Source organism: Enterobacter sp. 120016 (genome assembly GCF_018383635.1).
GTDB lineage: Bacteria > Pseudomonadota > Gammaproteobacteria > Enterobacterales > Enterobacteriaceae > Enterobacter > Enterobacter asburiae_D.
Map to the genome: position 1 here is coordinate 92866 of NZ_JAHAWC010000001.1, position 14352 is coordinate 107217.

Annotated in this window: 12 protein-coding genes; 5 read left to right on the forward strand and 7 right to left on the reverse strand. The window is 58.7% G+C overall.

Features of this window, described 5'->3' with window-relative positions:
• Positions 1 to 62: 62 nt before the first annotated feature.
• Genes KIF87_RS00475 through KIF87_RS00485 form a run of 3 tightly spaced genes read right to left on the reverse strand, consistent with a single transcriptional unit; the run spans position 63 to position 2773 of the window.
• Positions 63 to 1058: a DUF2891 domain-containing protein gene (locus KIF87_RS00475; RefSeq protein WP_213327552.1), complete on the reverse strand. Its 996-nt coding sequence runs from the start codon at positions 1056 to 1058 to the stop codon at positions 63 to 65.
• Positions 1059 to 1067: 9 nt separating this feature from the next.
• A complete protein-coding gene (locus KIF87_RS00480; protein ID WP_033145579.1) occupies positions 1068 to 2054 on the reverse strand; it encodes a DUF979 domain-containing protein in 987 nt (328 codons plus the stop codon).
• Positions 2051 to 2773 carry a DUF969 domain-containing protein gene (locus KIF87_RS00485; RefSeq protein ID WP_032657020.1) on the reverse strand — a complete coding sequence of 241 codons (723 nt, stop codon included), beginning with the start codon at positions 2771 to 2773 and terminating at the stop codon, positions 2051 to 2053. The genes KIF87_RS00480 and KIF87_RS00485 overlap by 4 nt, the downstream gene beginning before the upstream one ends.
• Before the next feature lie 199 nt (positions 2774 to 2972).
• On the opposite strand from KIF87_RS00485, the gene KIF87_RS00490 reads away from it, so the two are divergent.
• Positions 2973 to 3518, forward strand: a complete 546-nt coding sequence (locus KIF87_RS00490) for a winged helix DNA-binding protein (protein WP_023335754.1) — start codon at positions 2973 to 2975, stop codon at positions 3516 to 3518.
• Between the two features lie 2 nt (positions 3519 to 3520).
• Here the strand turns inward: KIF87_RS00490 and glgX are convergent, their stop codons facing one another.
• From glgX to treZ, 3 genes are read right to left on the reverse strand one after another with little or no spacing between them, the layout of a single operon-like run.
• A complete protein-coding gene (glgX, locus tag KIF87_RS00495) occupies positions 3521 to 5596 on the reverse strand; it encodes a glycogen debranching protein GlgX (protein WP_213327553.1) in 2076 nt (691 codons plus the stop codon).
• Between the two features lie 15 nt (positions 5597 to 5611).
• On the reverse strand, positions 5612 to 8080 hold the full coding sequence (gene treY, locus KIF87_RS00500; RefSeq protein WP_213327554.1) for a malto-oligosyltrehalose synthase: 2469 nt from the start codon (positions 8078 to 8080) through the stop codon (positions 5612 to 5614).
• On the reverse strand, positions 8077 to 9864 hold the full coding sequence (gene treZ / locus KIF87_RS00505; RefSeq protein ID WP_213327555.1) for a malto-oligosyltrehalose trehalohydrolase: 1788 nt from the start codon (positions 9862 to 9864) through the stop codon (positions 8077 to 8079). The genes treY and treZ overlap by 4 nt, the downstream gene beginning before the upstream one ends.
• 132 nt (positions 9865 to 9996) lie before the next feature.
• On the opposite strand from treZ, the gene KIF87_RS00510 reads away from it, so the two are divergent.
• The 4 genes from KIF87_RS00510 to KIF87_RS00525 all read left to right on the forward strand — a co-directional run bounded on the left by KIF87_RS00510 (position 9997) and on the right by KIF87_RS00525 (position 13401).
• Entirely contained in the window at positions 9997 to 10524 is a 528-nt protein-coding gene (locus tag KIF87_RS00510; protein ID WP_063142750.1) for a GNAT family N-acetyltransferase, read from the forward strand.
• Between the two features lie 86 nt (positions 10525 to 10610).
• Entirely contained in the window at positions 10611 to 11360 is a 750-nt protein-coding gene (locus tag KIF87_RS00515) for a 5'-nucleotidase, lipoprotein e(P4) family (RefSeq protein WP_249665769.1), read from the forward strand.
• Positions 11361 to 11501: 141 nt separating this feature from the next.
• A complete protein-coding gene (locus KIF87_RS00520) occupies positions 11502 to 12488 on the forward strand; it encodes an MBL fold metallo-hydrolase (protein ID WP_213327557.1) in 987 nt (328 codons plus the stop codon).
• A 1-nt stretch (position 12489) separates the two neighbouring features.
• On the forward strand, positions 12490 to 13401 hold the full coding sequence (locus KIF87_RS00525; RefSeq protein ID WP_213327558.1) for a LysR family transcriptional regulator: 912 nt from the start codon (positions 12490 to 12492) through the stop codon (positions 13399 to 13401).
• On the opposite strand, the gene KIF87_RS00530 is transcribed toward KIF87_RS00525, so the two are convergent.
• Positions 13392 to 14276, reverse strand: coding sequence for a LysR substrate-binding domain-containing protein (locus KIF87_RS00530; protein WP_213327559.1), 885 nt, complete (start codon positions 14274 to 14276; stop codon positions 13392 to 13394). The genes KIF87_RS00525 and KIF87_RS00530 overlap by 10 nt on opposite strands.
• Positions 14277 to 14352 lie beyond the last annotated feature (76 nt).

The following is a 14352-nucleotide window of genomic DNA, read 5'->3' on the forward strand; positions in this document are numbered from 1 at the left end:
CGCTTGCACAATGTAGGCCGGGTAAGCGCAGCGTCACCCGGCAAAAAAGACGACTCGTTTGTTTACTCCAGCGCCAGCAGCGCAAAGCTCGCCAGCCAGTGCCCGCCGCTGTAGTGGCTGCCGACCACATGCTCGACGCTTGCCGTCAGGTGTTTCGTCACCGCCTCGCGCAGCGCCTGCTGCGCCGGATGGTTAGCGGGAAGCGCTTTGGCAATATGCTTCATGCACCAGGCGCGGCTGAGGTTTAATCCGTCGAGATGGGCGATTTTCGGGTCGGTACGATCGCTCACTTCCGCCGGGTTCATCAGCGCCGCAGCGGAGCCGACATCCGGCAAAAACGCGTCAAACCAGGCCGGGAAGCCCTCCGACACCTTGCTCATCAGCAGCGCTTCCGTCAGCGCCCCGGAAATATACTCATCACCGCCGGGTTCGTAGTGGGCCGGATAGCGCGTATCGGCGAGATAAAACCGCTCCGCCGCCGTCACAATCGCCTGCTCAAGCGCGCTATCTTCTACGGCTCGGGCGTAGTCCAGCCCCAGCGCGAGGGCAAACGCCGTGTTGTAGTGCGTCCCGACGCGGATCGGATAGGTGAGCTTGCTGAGGTAATCCACCAGCCTATTGCGAATATCCTGGGTTAGCGGCTCTAGCGTCCGGTACCAGCCTGCGGCCTGGGGCAGCGACGACTGTTTTAGCTCCTGGGCCAGCGCCAGCAGCCAGCCGTAGCCATACGGGCGCTCAAACGAGGCGCGGAACGGCGCGGTGAAGTAGGCCAGCTCCTTCGCCACGTTCTCTTCCGTCAGGTGCTCGCCGATAAGCGCGACGATCGCGTCCCGGCTCGGCAGTTCCGGATAGAGGCGCACGCAGCGCAGCAGCAGCCAGTAGCCGTGCACCGCCGAATGCCAGTCAAAACAGCCGTAGAAAATCGGGTGCAGTTCGCGAGGCGGCAGCACGTCGCCATCATCATTCAGCAGATGCATGATGTGGTTCGGGTATTCCTGGCGCAAATAGGTCAAAGGCATGCGGGCAAACGCGTCAGCCTGATGTTGCGTTAATTCCATAACAGCTCCTTAGCGAAACACGAGGAAATACATGAGGAACACGTTCACCACCAGCAGGGTTAACGCGGTCGGGATCTGGATCTTGATCACCTGATATTTGTCTTTCAGCTCCAGCAGCGCTGCGGGAACGATATTGAAGTTCGCGGCCATCGGCGTCATCAGCGTGCCGCAGTAGCCCGCGTACATGCCAATCGCCAGCAGCGGCGCGGGGTTGCCGTGATGCACGTTGATCAGAAACGGCAAGGCGATCCCCGCGCTAAGCACCGGGAAGGCCGCAAACGCATTCCCCATGATCATGGTAAACAGCGCCATCCCCACGCAGTAAATCACCACCAGCATAAAGCGGTTATCCGGGTTAACGAACAGGCTCACCACCTTCTGCACCGAATCACCAGTATTGGCTGCCACAAACACGCCGCCGAGCATGGCCAGCATCTGCGGCAGGATCACCGCCCAGCCGATGGTATCAACAAGACGACGAGACTGACGAATGGCATGCAGCGGCGTGCCCTTGGTCAGCCACCAGCCGGTGAGGATCGCCGCGACGCAGGCCACGCACAGCGCCGCGAGGGTGAGCTGTTTCTGATCGAGCAGGAACACGCCGCCAACCGAAACCCCTTTCAGGAACAGGGTGCCGATAACCGTCACCACCGGGATCATCAGCGCGGGCAGGAACAGCCAGTTTTTAAGGCGATTTGACGAGGCGAGACGTTCGTCTTCGGTGGACATTTTATAGTGTCCTTTCCCGACAAGACCAAAGCCCGCCAGCAGCGCGATAGCGATAACGCCGCCGCCGATTATCCGGTACGCCAGCGATTTCCCCAGCTCCTGCACCATCAGGTCACCGAACAGGAAGATCCCACCGAATAAGAACCAGAACAGTGCCGTGGTAAAACGCTTCGGATTGGCGCGATCGCGCAGGGTCATCACAACCAGCAGCATCACGACGAAGCCGATCAGGTAGTACACGCGGTTAATGGTGATGAGCGTCATCATTGCGCCACCTCCTGTTTACCCTGCTCTGCACGCCAGGCCATAACGTCGCGACGGATGCTGGCATCCAGACGCAGCAGGCGCGTCATATGAATAACTAATGCCGCAATGGCGGTTGGGATAGCCCACAGGCCGATATGCAGCGGTTCAATGCCCGGAATACCGTTCTCCTTCAGGAACGCGTCGATCAGCAGCACCGCACCGAAGGCAATAAAGATATCTTCCCCAAAGAAGACCGCGATGTTGTCGCACGCGGCGGCATGGGCTTTGATTTTGTCGCGGATGTGCTGCGGCAGCTCGCCGTATTCGTTCAGCGCCGCCCCTTCGGCCATCGGCGCCAGCAGCGGGCGCACCGTCTGGGCATGACCGCCCAGCGACATAAGCCCCAGCGCGGCGGTGCCTTCACGGGCGACAAAATAGAGCATCAGAATGCGCGCCGAGGTGGCGCTGGCGATCTTAGCCACCCAGGCCTGGGCACGCTCCTTGAGCCCGTAATATTCCAGCAGACCAATCACGGGCAGGATCAGAATGAAGGTCGCCAGCGATCGGCTATTCACGAACTTTTCGCCAAAGGTCTCCAGCAGCATCCCGAAATCCATCCCGACCAGCAGACCCGTCGCCAGCCCCGCCACCACGACCACCAGCAGCGGGTTGAAGCGCAGTGCAAAACCAATAACCACGATCGGTATCCCGATCAGCGGCAACAGCGTAGTACCGTCCATAACGTTTACCCTATCCAAAGTGAGCGTTGCGCGCCGACGGCTATTTTTTTATTTTGCGGCGAGCGATGTTGTGTTTTTCGTCAGGTTTCGGAAAACCTGCGCTAAAAAGCTATATCTGAACCTCAAAAACATGTAAACAAATTATCAATAAAATGTTCTTATTTTATCGATGAGTTTACATTTCTGGCTAAGGAACGTTATGACCTCGAAAAAGAGTGCTTCACCCGATCGCGACGATATCAACGATGGCCGGATCGTCTCTTCCCGCCATCTGGTGTCCGAGCGCTGTGCGGAACTGTCAGAGCTGGAGTACGCGCTGATCATGACCAGCAACGCGTTCAATAAATGGATGGTGCGCTGCATGGCCGCAGCCGGTGAACCGGATATGGGCGCATTTGACGTCTCGCTGCTGCATCATGTGAACCACCGCGACCGCAAGAAAAAGCTGGCCGATATCTGTTTCGTTCTCAATGTGGAAGATACCCACGTGGTGACCTACGCCCTGAAAAAGCTGGTCAAAGCGGGCTATGTGACGAGCGAGAAAGCGGGCAAAGAGCTCTTTTTCTCCACCACCGAAGAAGGGAAAGCGTTGTGCATGAAGTACCGGGACGTGCGGGAGGCGTGTCTGATCGCAATCCACGCGGAGAGTGGCATTGCCGGGAAGTCGATTGGCGAGACCGCGCAGCTGTTACGCACGATCTCCTCCCTGTATGACACCGCCGCCCGCGCGGCGGCATCACTCTAAAGTTAAGGTCGTCTGAAGAGGGTAATACTGCGTCCAGCCAGTTCGTACTCTACGGTGTCGGTGATCGCTGTCCCGGCGGCGGCGTCATCTGCCGTAGACAGTTCCAGCACCCATCCCCCTTCGCCAAACTGCGGGATCTGGAACGGCACGGTGCCTTCAAACGGGTTGAACAGCATCAGCACGTCGTGCCAGATGCCGTCCTCCTGCCTGAGATCCGGCCTGCTGATGGAGACCCCGAGCGTCGAGCCTTCATCCCACTGCTCGGCCTGCTGCGGACCGCCTCCGGCATTGAACCAGCGGATCTCCAGCCCGTCGCGCCAGCTTTCACGACGCAATAACGGCTGCGATGCGCGTAGGGCAATAAGCCGTCGGGTGAACTCGCGCAGCGCGGCGTCGTTTTCGGAGAGCCCCTTCCAGTCGATCCAGGAGATCTCGCTGTCCTGGCAGTAGCCGTTATTGTTGCCCTTCTGCGTGCGGCCAAACTCGTCCCCGGCCAGCAGCATCGGCGTGCCATGGGAAAACAGCAGCGTGGTCAGGAAATTACGCTTCTGCCGCTCGCGGGTGGCAATAATATCCGGGTTCTCCGTCGGCCCTTCTTCGCCATAGTTGTACGAGCGATTATCGTTATGCCCGTCGTTATTGTCCTCACCGTTGTCGGCGTTATGCTTTTCGTTGTACGACACCAGGTCATTCAGCGTAAAGCCGTCGTGAGCGGTGATGAAGTTGACGCTGGCCCACGGACGACGCCCGCGCAGATCGTACAGATCGCCGGAGCCGAGCAGACGCGCGGCAAAATCGGTAGAGACGTTATCGCCCTTCCAGTACTCGCGAACGGTATCGCGGTATTTGTCGTTCCACTCCCCCCAGCCCGGCGGGAAACCGCCGACCTGATACCCGCCGGGGCCAATATCCCAGGGTTCACCAATCAGCTTGAGTCTCGATAACACCGGATCCTGCGATATGGCGTCGAAGAAACCGCCGCGCGGGTCAAACCCTTCGGGCTCGCGGCCAAGAATCGTCCCCAGGTCGAAACGAAAACCGTCAATATGCATCGACTCCGCCCAGTAGCGCAGGGAGTCCATCACCATCTGCAGCACGCGCGGGTGCGAGGTGTTGACCGTGTTTCCCGTCCCGGTGTCGTTGATGTAGTACCGGTGCTGGTCCGGCAGGGTGCGGTAATAGCTGTAGTTATCAATCCCCTTAAACGAGAGCGTGGGGCCAAGCTCATTTCCTTCCGCCGTGTGGTTGTACACCACGTCCAGAATCACCTCGATGCCCGCATCGTGATACGCGCGTACCATGTCGCGAAAGCCCTGGATCCCCGCCGGGCCGTAGTAGCGCGACGCCGGAGCAAAAAAGCCGAGCGTGTTATAGCCCCAGAAGTTCTTCAGGCCACGGTCGAGCAGATGCTGGTCGTCCGGGAACCAGTGAACCGGCAGCAGTTCCACCGAGGTGATGCCAAGACTCTTGATGTAGTCGACCGAGGCTTTGTGCCCCATCCCCTCAAACGTTCCGCGCAGCTCGGGCGGAATGGCCGGGTTCATCTGGGTAAAACCCTTCACGTGGCTCTCATAGATAACCGTATGCGGCCAGGGCACGTTGGGCCGGCTGTTGTCCTGCCAGTCAAAGGCGTCCGGGTCGATGACCTTGCATTTCGGCGTGAACGGCGCGCTGTCGCGCGTGTCAAAACTGAGGTCCAGTTCATCATGCCCCAGCTCATAGCCGAAATGGGCGTCGTTCCAGTCGATATCGCCCACCAGTTCGCGGGCGTAGGGGTCGATAAGCAGCTTGTGCGGGTTGAAGCGGTGACCGTTTTCCGGGTCGTAAGGGCCGTAGACGCGATAGCCGTACAGCGCACCGGGCTTCAGATCGGGCACATAGCCGTGCCAGACCTCATGGGTATATTCCGGCAGTTCCAGCCTGGCGATTTCGGTTTTCCCGGACGGGTCAAACAGACAGAGCTCCACCCGTTCGGCGTGAGCGGAGAACAGCGCGAAGTTGACTCCCTTTCCGTCATAATTAGCACCCAACTGTTGGCCATGACCGGCCCGAATTTCAAACGTAGTATCCTTTGCCATTTTCGTTCTCCACGATTATTCGCAGGTAAGCAGAACCAGTACACATCCCTTTTCTGACGTTAAATCCAGCGTCTCTTGCAGAATGCGGCTTTCACCGCTGAACAGATCCCGATAGCGCTTCCCGGCCAGTTCGTCGGGTATCGCTACCGTGGTATTAACCCACAGCGTTTCGTTGCCGGTGACACCAAAAACCAGACGCGGCACGGCAACAATTAGCGCCTCGTCGTCCTTAACGCGCGCATAGGCAATCAGGTTCTCCTCGCGCTCGCCGCTGACCTTAAGCGGCAGCCAGTCGCCATAGCGGAAAAGCGCGGCGTAATGCGGACGCAGCCGTAACAGCGTGGCGGTGACGAACTGTTTAACGCGCCCGTCTCGCCAGCAGGCCGGGTTGTCAAACACCGAGGCATCCGCCGCGCTGAGGTTGTGCACCAGGGTCGGGAAGTCCGGCTCCCGTCGGTTATCCGGGTCGACGAGGCTAAAGTTGAGCGCCTCGCTGCCCTGATAGATATCCGGCACGCCGGGAGCCGTCAGCTTGATCACCGTCTGGCTAAGGCTGTTCATCATCCCGGCCCGGATAAAGGGCTGCATCGCCTCGCTGAAATCATGCAGGAACAGGGTGTTGTCCGGCGAAAGCAGGTGACGCGCGTAGCTCAACACCACGCTCTCATAGCTCTCGTTGCTGTCGATCCAGTCGGTGCGCTGTTTTGCCTCGCGCAGCGCTTTCTCGAGGAAACCAAGAAAACGTTCTTCCAATGATTTAAGCCCTTCGGCGTCGTCCGGTGATTGCGCGGCGGGCCAGACGCCCGCCAGCGCCTGATAGATCATCCACGTATCGGCGGCGTTAGGCGCGGTACCGTCATTGAGAAAACGCACCTGGGTCTGGTTCATCTGTCGCCAGCGGGCCAGGTTTTCACCCCACCGTTCCGGCGCCTCCGTCAGGGTGTAAAGGCGCGCCCGGGCGTCTTCCCCGCGCTTGGTATCGTGCGTGGAGGTGCCCAGCAGCGCGTCGGGCTGACGGGCGAGACGAATACGCATCTCCTGGTGGAAGCGGGATAAGGAAAACGCGCGCGGCGTCGGGTCGGCGCCCACTTCATTGAGCGCCAGCTCCAGGTTGTGGCGGAAGAACAGCGTGTCCTCCACCGACTTCGCCATCAGCGGCCCGGTAAGCTGCTGGAAGCGGGTTCTGAAAAGCGCGGCGGACTCGCGACAATCTTCCGGCAGGTCGCCGGTAAGTATGCGCACAATCAGGCTCAGCGCCGCTTCAGACGTCTCCACGCTGGCGACCACGCGGTTGAGCAGCGCCACGTCAGGCGGAGTTAATCCCTCCCGGGTGCCGTAGGTGCGGTAGACCGGAAAGGCGATAAGCAGCTCGCGCAGCGCGTGGCGGATATCCTCGCGCGGCAGCGCAACCTCATTGCGGCGGGCCAGATCGTCAGCAAGGTTTAGCAGCGTGGTGAATTCGCCCTCAAAATTGCGATCGGTCATCAGGCCTTTAGCATCGCGCAGCTCGGCGTGCCGATCGATCGTTATTCCCAGCGTCTCCTCGTGGATGGTCTCCAGGCGTGACAGGTTAGCGTCGTCGACCAGCACTTCCGCCAGCGAGGCGATAAACTCGTAGCCGGTGGTGCCGGATACCGGCCAGTCTGCGGGGATCTGTTCTCCCCGGGCGAGAATTTTTTCAACCGTGATGTAGCAGTCGGGTCCGGTTTTCTGCCGCAGGCGCTGCAGATAGCCCAGCGGATCGGCAAGGCCGTCGACATGGTCAATGCGCAGGCCGTCCACCACGCCCGCGTGGACCAACTCCAGGATCAGCCGGTGCGAATCGTCGAAGACCGCGTCATCTTCAACCCGAACGCCGACCAGCCCGGTGATCTCAAAGAAGCGCCGCCACGAGAGCTGCTTCGGCGCCTCCCGCCAGGACATCAGCCGCCAGCTTTGCGCGTCATGCAGTTCAGCGATGTTCTTATCCTCGCTGTACGTACCCGGGTTGAGCGGATACTCGGCGTCATAGTAGACCAGCGCGGCCTTTTTCGTGACAGGGTCACGTTTTAAGGTGATAGCTCCCTTCTCCAGCTCCGCCTCAAAGGTGTCGCCGAGGAACGGCAGCGTAAGCGGGCGCGAGCCGTCGATATCGAAATAGCGGAAATAGCGGCTCTGCTGGCCGTATTCAATCACGTCCCGCCACCAGAGGTTTTCCAGCGAGGTGGACATATGGTTCGGGACAATATCCAGAATCAGCCCCATACCGGCCTGCTTAAGCGCCGCGGCCATGCGGTCAAATCCCTCTAGTCCGCCGATCGCGGGGTCGATTTCATTCGGGTTGGTGACGTCATAGCCGTGGGTGGAACCCGCTGTGGCGGTAAACACGGGCGACGCGTAGAGGTGGCTGATACCGAGATCTTTCAGATACGGCACCAGCGCCGCAACGCGGTCAAACGTCATGCCATTGCGGAACTGAATACGGTACGTGGCGGAAGGGATCATAACGATGCTTCTCCATCAGCAAAGCGAACGACAATGCCGTTCGGCGGTAAAACGTCAGTGACTTCCGGCCAGGAAAAGCGCGTCTCACCCGCGAGATCGGGCAGCGCGACGGGCTTATTGCCGATATTGAGCGCCAGAGAGAGCGTCCCAGCCGGGAAGCGCCAGCCCACCGCCACCATGCCGGGCGCGGTCGTGATCACCTTGCCCTGAACGGTGCCGCCATGACGCAGAAGCGGAACGATATGGCGATGACGCAGCGTCAGCAGGTGGCGCGTGAAGCGCAGCCACGTTTTGCCTTCGTCGGTGGCAATCTTATTCCAGTCAAGCTTTGAGCGAACGAAGGTGTTCACGTCATTCGGATCCGGGACGGTTTCATCGTGCCCGGCGTGGCCGGTAAACTCTTTTGCGCGCCCTTCCCGCACCGCCTTTGCCAGATCGCCGTGAAAATCGGTAAAGAACAGGAAAGGATGCGTTTCCCCAAACTCCTCGCCCATAAACAGCAGCGGGATATGGGGGGAAAGCAGCAGCGCGGCAAGCAGCACCCGCGTCTTATCGGCCCCCGCAAGGGTGATAAGCCGCTCGCCCTGGGCGCGATTCCCGGTCTGATCGTGGTTTTGAATAAAATCGACGAAGAACTGCGGCGGCTGCGTCTGGCACTCCACCCCGCGGGATTCACCGGTTTGCAGCGAAATTTCGCCCTGGTAGACAAAGCCTTCCGCCAGCGCCCGGGCAAACTTTTTCTCCGGCTCAAAGGCAAAATCCTGGTAATACGCGTGGGTCTCGCCGGTAGCAAACGCGTGGGCAGCATTGTGGAAGTCATCATTCCACTCGGCGGTGAACAGCGGCGTGTTGCCCTGTTCATCGCGCGGATGCAGGAAAATCACGTTGCGGCTGTCTTCCGTGGTCAGGTGAACGTGACGGTGCGGGATTGCCTCGCGGATCTTCGCGGCGATCTCCTCAAGAATATGCGTATCCGAGGTGTCTTTAATCTGGTCGATGGCATCAAAACGTAACCCATCCAGACGATACTCCGTCAGCCAGTAAAGCGGTGCGTCGGTGATGTACTGTCTCACCGGACCGCGCTCGTAAGCGATGCCGTTGCCCCACGGCGTCATCCGATCCGCATCGAAAAAACCGGGCGACAGCAGGGGCAGATAGTTCCCCTCAGGGCCAAAGTGGTTGAGCACGATATCCAGCACCACGGAAAGCCCCAGCCCGTGCGCGGCGTCGATAAGCGCGTGGAAATCCTCCGGCGTGCCGTAGGCGGCGTGCGGGGCATACAGCAGCACGCCGTCATACCCCCAGCCGCGTGTTCCGCCAAACTGGGAGACGGGCATCACTTCAAGCTGGGTAATACCGAGTTCTGCCAGATACGGCAGCTTGTCGATGGCCGCCCGGAAGGTGCCCTCCGGGGTGAAGGTGCCAACGTGCAGTTCATAGATAACCGTCTCTTCCCACGGCCGCCCTGCCCAGTCCCGGTTGACCGGCTGATAGCGTCGGGGATCGATTACGACGGAGGGGCCGTTAACCTCGCCCTTTTGCGCGCGCGAGGCGGGATCGGGCACCGTCATGCCGTCCTGAAGAACAAATTGATATTCTGCACCGTGCGTGACGCCGGGTACATCCGCCTGGAACCAGCCGCCGCCGGTTGCCGTCATCGGCACGTCGGCGGTAGCCAGACGTAGCGTAAGTTCTTTCTGTCCTTCTGCCCAGACGCGAAAACGTACTACGTCATTGGAAATAAACTCAGCACCCCACTGCTTTTGAAATGTCCTGAATTCCATTCATTGTCCTCGAATGACCCACATTTTACGCGGAACGAAGTACAAGCTTAGTTCAGGATTGAAAGTGTGTTAGCCCAGCGGATTTAACCGCTTCGTCTATTCTTTATGAAATAACTCACTACCGGGAAAATTATGCAGATTCGAAAAGGATTAAATACTGACCTCGTACGTCTTGAATGCTGTGACTTTTCTTTCACCATTAGCCACATTGCGCGAGAGCCCTTTATCCACTGTGATTTGCATATCGAAGCCGTCACCGAGCCCTGGATTAAAACCTACGAACTCGACATTCAAACTCTTGAAAACCACTGCGTTAATCCGGACGCCATATTTCTTATCGCCGAAACGGATGACGGTGAAATAGCCGGATTTATTACCGCTTCAATTGGCTGGAATAAATTTATCTCAGTGGATTATATCGCCGTTGAGCGTACAAAACGCAGAACCGGCGCCGCACAAAAATTGATGGCCGCCGCCCACGTCTGGGCCCGCAGCGTAAACGCGCCGGGATTACGGCTTGAAACACAAAATGTGAACGTCTCTGCCTGCCTGTTCTACCGTAACTACGGGTTCACCCTGGGTGGATACGATCGTTTTCTCTATAACGCCTTACCGGAAAAAGACGAGGTCGCCCTGTTCTGGTATTACATGCTGGTCTAGCAATGCAGCCTTCATATTTCTGTCATTGAATTTCATTACGCTTTCGGGATTTTAACCACGGTGTTGAGGAAAGAAGTGTGAATTCAATGGCTAAGGCATTACTGCTGGCATTACCTGTTTTGAGTGCAACGGCAGCGGCGACGGCCGCCGGGCGCGACCTGTGTGAACCCAAAGCGTACGAAATGGCGCTGCGCTATCAGCAGAAATCGGCAGAGATTATGGCTCTTCAGCTGCAGACGTATCGGTTTGCCACCGAGCGTTTCAACGAAAAGTTAAAAGATCTGAAAACGCCTGAAAATTACGCCGTGGTAATGGACCTGGATGAAACGGTGCTGGATAACACCCCTCTGCTGGTGCGCGACACGGAGCAGTGTCACGACTTTACAAAATGGGACACCTGGAGCGACTGGGAGAAACAGGGTAAACCCGGCTTAATTCCGGGCGCGAAGGCGTTTCTTGACCATGTGAATCAAAGCAAGGTCCGTATCTATTACGTCTCGGACCGCATGCAGGAAAATAAAGCCGATACGCTCAGGACGTTAAAAGCCCTGGGACTTCCGCAGGTGTCCGATGAAAGCGTGCTTCTGGATACGGTCAGCAAGGAAGAGCGTCGCCAGAGCATCCTCAAAAAACAGCAGATCGTAATGCTGTTTGGCGACAGCCTGCCGGATTTCGCCGTGCAGTTTAAAAACAAAAAGCCGAGCGAGCAGCAGCGCGAGCTGGTTGAGGCCAGCGCGGAACACTTCGGTAACGACTGGATTGTGCTGCCTAATGCCGCTTATGGCGCCTGGTCCAAAGCCACGCCGGACAGCTGGAACGCGCCGCTGAAAAAATAACGTTTTACGCGCCGGGAAAGGCATCACCGCCACCCGGCCTCTTCGCTATGCTATCCACCGCGTTTATAGGTCCTATCATTTCTGGGCAGGTTCTTATAATTTTACGAAGAAGTAAGATGAGCGCTTTCAAAGGAGACTCGTATGCTTACCGTGAAAAAACTTGCTCTGTCCACGCTTATTTCCAGTTCATTGCTTTTCTACCCTGCGCTTCAGGCGTCGGCAGAAACGCCTCAGCACGTCGTTAAACAACCGGCGGGCGGATACAGCGTTCAGGTCGGCGACGTTCTGGTGACCTCGTTTACGGACGGGACCGTCGCGCAGGATTTGCACAAGCTGCTGCGCCGGACAACGCCGCAAAAAATTGATGCGCTGCTCGCGAAAAATTTCCAGACCAACCCGCCTGAGGTGTCCATCAACGCGTTCCTGATTGCGATGCCCGGACATAAAATTCTGGTAGATACGGGATCAGGCCAGCTCTTTGGCCCCGGCAACGGCGGACGTCTGATTGAAAGCCTCGCCACGCAGGGGATTAAACCCGAGGACATTACTGAAGTCCTGCTGACCCACGCCCACTCCGATCACGCGGGCGGCCTGGTGAAAGACGGCAAGATGGTGTTCAGCAACGCGCGCGTTTTTGTTGGCAAACCGGACGTCGACTTTTTCTTTAACGACGAGAATCAGAAAAAAACCGGCTACGGCAAGAACTACTTTGTCGTCGCGCAGAAGACCTTAAAACCCTATCTTGACGCCGGTAAAGTGGTGCCGTTTAGCGGCACATCTGACATTCTCCCGGGGCTGACCGGCACGGTTCATCCCGGCCATACGCCGGGCTCAGCCTTCTACACGCTGACAAGCAAAGGCGAGAAGATCACCTTTGTCGGCGACATCATTCATGCCGCGGCGGTTCAGTTCCCGCAGCCCGACGTGACCATTACCTACGATGAAGATCAGAGCAAAGCTGCAAGCGTGCGCGAACATGCGTTTGCGGACTTTGTGAAAAATAAAGACCTGGTTGCCGCGCCCCATCTGCCGTTCCCGGGTATCGGCTATGTCACCAAAGGCGAAAACGGCGGCTATGCCTGGGTCCCTGTGACCTATACCAACCGGGACGCCAGCAGCGCGAAATAAGATGACGCCCCTCTCTGGCATGGACATAGACCTGATCCTGACCCTGGACGCGCTGCTTCAGGACAGGAATATCACCCATGCGGCCGCGCGGCTTGGCATCAGCCAGCCCGCGCTCTCCGCCCGTCTCGCGCGTCTGCGAACGCTGTTTGGCGAACCGCTGTTTATCCCCTCCCCACATGGACGCGGGGTGTTGCCCACGCCGAGAGCGGAAGCGCTTAAGCCTCAGGTGGAGAGCGTGCTGCGCGGCATCAGCGCGATGTTTGCCCCCATCGCGTTTGATGCCGCCACCAGCCGCCGGACCTTTGCGATCGCTCTGCATGAAAACCCGGCACTGATGCTGGGCACCGGGCTGCTTAACCAGGTGAGCAACGATGCTCCCGGTATCCGCCTGCGCTTCGCCCTGCCGGAGATGGCCGAACTGCCGCAGCAGCTGGAAAACGGTGATGTCGATATCTACATCGGCGTGAGCGCCGGTGCCCATGACGGCTGGGTAAGGCGCAAACTGCTCGACGACGCGTTTGCCACCGCCCAGCGCAAAGGTCATCCGCGCGGGACCGGTGCGTTAGACCTGGAAAGCTACTGCGCGCTTTCTCATCTGGTGGTGTCATCGGCGGGGGATCCGTTTACCGGCTTTGTCGATCAAACCCTGGCCGGGCTGGGCTATCAGCGACACGTCGCGATGTCTACGCAGAGCTACGCCGTGGCGCCTGCGCTTGTCGCCGGTACTGACCTTGTGTGCACCTTACCGGAACGGATGCTGCGACAGTTTGCCAGCTCGCTGGATATTTTTCCGCCGCCGCTGCCGCTCCAGCCGATAACCATCTACATGTACTGGCACCCGAAAAACAGCCAGGACCCGGCGAACGCCTGGCTGCGCGAGCAGCTGCTGCAGGCCGCCGGACGTCAGGCGTGATCGAGGGTTGCCAGAAACTTTTTAAGCACTTCTGATCGGATAATCCGGTGGCAAACCAGCGTAAGTTCGCTTTCCCGCAGCCGGTCAAGGATGTCCACGTAAACCACATTTTCGACGCTCACCGCCTTTGCCGAGGCGGGCAGCAGCGCCAGCCCAAACCCTGCCGAGACCAGGCTTATCACCGTGGGCACGTCGGTCGCGTTTTGCACCACGTTCGGCTGAAAGCCCGCCCCGCTGCAGGCGTCATAAAAGTACTGTTCCAGCCCCATTCCCTCCGGGTCGCGAAGGGAGATCCATTTTTCATCCTTCACCGACGAAAGCGTCAGCGCGGAAGATCCCGCCAGCGGATGCTGACGATATAGCGCCAGCACCGTTTTCTCGGCGGTGAACGGGCGGCTTTGCAGATCGTCAGGCAGCGACGGCAGCGGCGCCCGGATAATGGCCACATCGAGCTGGTTGCTTTGCACGGCCGCGTAGAGCGTCTGCACGTTTCCCGTCACCAGCGACATGGTAATAGCCGGCCAGCGCGTATGCATCTGGCGCAGCGCGGCGGGCAGCCTGCCGTCGAACATCGCGCTCGACACGCATCCCAGGTTTAACACCCCCTGCTCGCCCCTTGCCGTTTGCCTGGCGTCCAGAACCGCCTGTTCGGTCAGGGATATGGCGAGCCTGGCTTTCACCAGAAACGCTTCGCCCGCGGGCGTCAGGGTTAAGCGGCGGTTCGCCCGGCTAAAGAGCGTGACGCCTAAACGTTCTTCCAGCGCCTTTATCTGCTGGCTCAGCGCCGGTTGCGCCATGTTCAGACGCTCGGCGGCCCGGTGCATGTGGAGCTCTTCGGCAACGACGATGAAATGGCGCATCTGACGAAACTGCACGGAACGCCTCCTTTTTTTGATATGAATTTACTTATCAATTTAGCAGTAATGATGCAATTGATGCTATTGGTCATTA

What these genes read in the sequence shown, in the direction of transcription:
- treY (WP_213327554.1), bottom strand. Translation starts at nt 8,080, where the DNA reads ATGATCCCTTCCGCCACGTACCGTATTCAGTTCCGCAATGGCATGACG.
- treZ (WP_213327555.1), bottom strand. Translation starts at nt 9,864, where the DNA reads ATGGAATTCAGGACATTTCAAAAGCAGTGGGGTGCTGAGTTTATTTCC.
- KIF87_RS00480 (WP_033145579.1), bottom strand. Translation starts at nt 2,054, where the DNA reads ATGATGACGCTCATCACCATTAACCGCGTGTACTACCTGATCGGCTTC.
- KIF87_RS00475 (WP_213327552.1), bottom strand. Translation starts at nt 1,058, where the DNA reads ATGGAATTAACGCAACATCAGGCTGACGCGTTTGCCCGCATGCCTTTG.
- KIF87_RS00510 (WP_063142750.1), top strand. Translation starts at nt 9,997, where the DNA reads ATGCAGATTCGAAAAGGATTAAATACTGACCTCGTACGTCTTGAATGC.
- KIF87_RS00525 (WP_213327558.1), top strand. Translation starts at nt 12,490, where the DNA reads ATGACGCCCCTCTCTGGCATGGACATAGACCTGATCCTGACCCTGGAC.
- KIF87_RS00515 (WP_249665769.1), top strand. Translation starts at nt 10,611, where the DNA reads ATGGCTAAGGCATTACTGCTGGCATTACCTGTTTTGAGTGCAACGGCA.
- KIF87_RS00485 (WP_032657020.1), bottom strand. Translation starts at nt 2,773, where the DNA reads ATGGACGGTACTACGCTGTTGCCGCTGATCGGGATACCGATCGTGGTT.
- KIF87_RS00490 (WP_023335754.1), top strand. Translation starts at nt 2,973, where the DNA reads ATGACCTCGAAAAAGAGTGCTTCACCCGATCGCGACGATATCAACGAT.
- glgX (WP_213327553.1), bottom strand. Translation starts at nt 5,596, where the DNA reads ATGGCAAAGGATACTACGTTTGAAATTCGGGCCGGTCATGGCCAACAG.
- KIF87_RS00520 (WP_213327557.1), top strand. Translation starts at nt 11,502, where the DNA reads ATGCTTACCGTGAAAAAACTTGCTCTGTCCACGCTTATTTCCAGTTCA.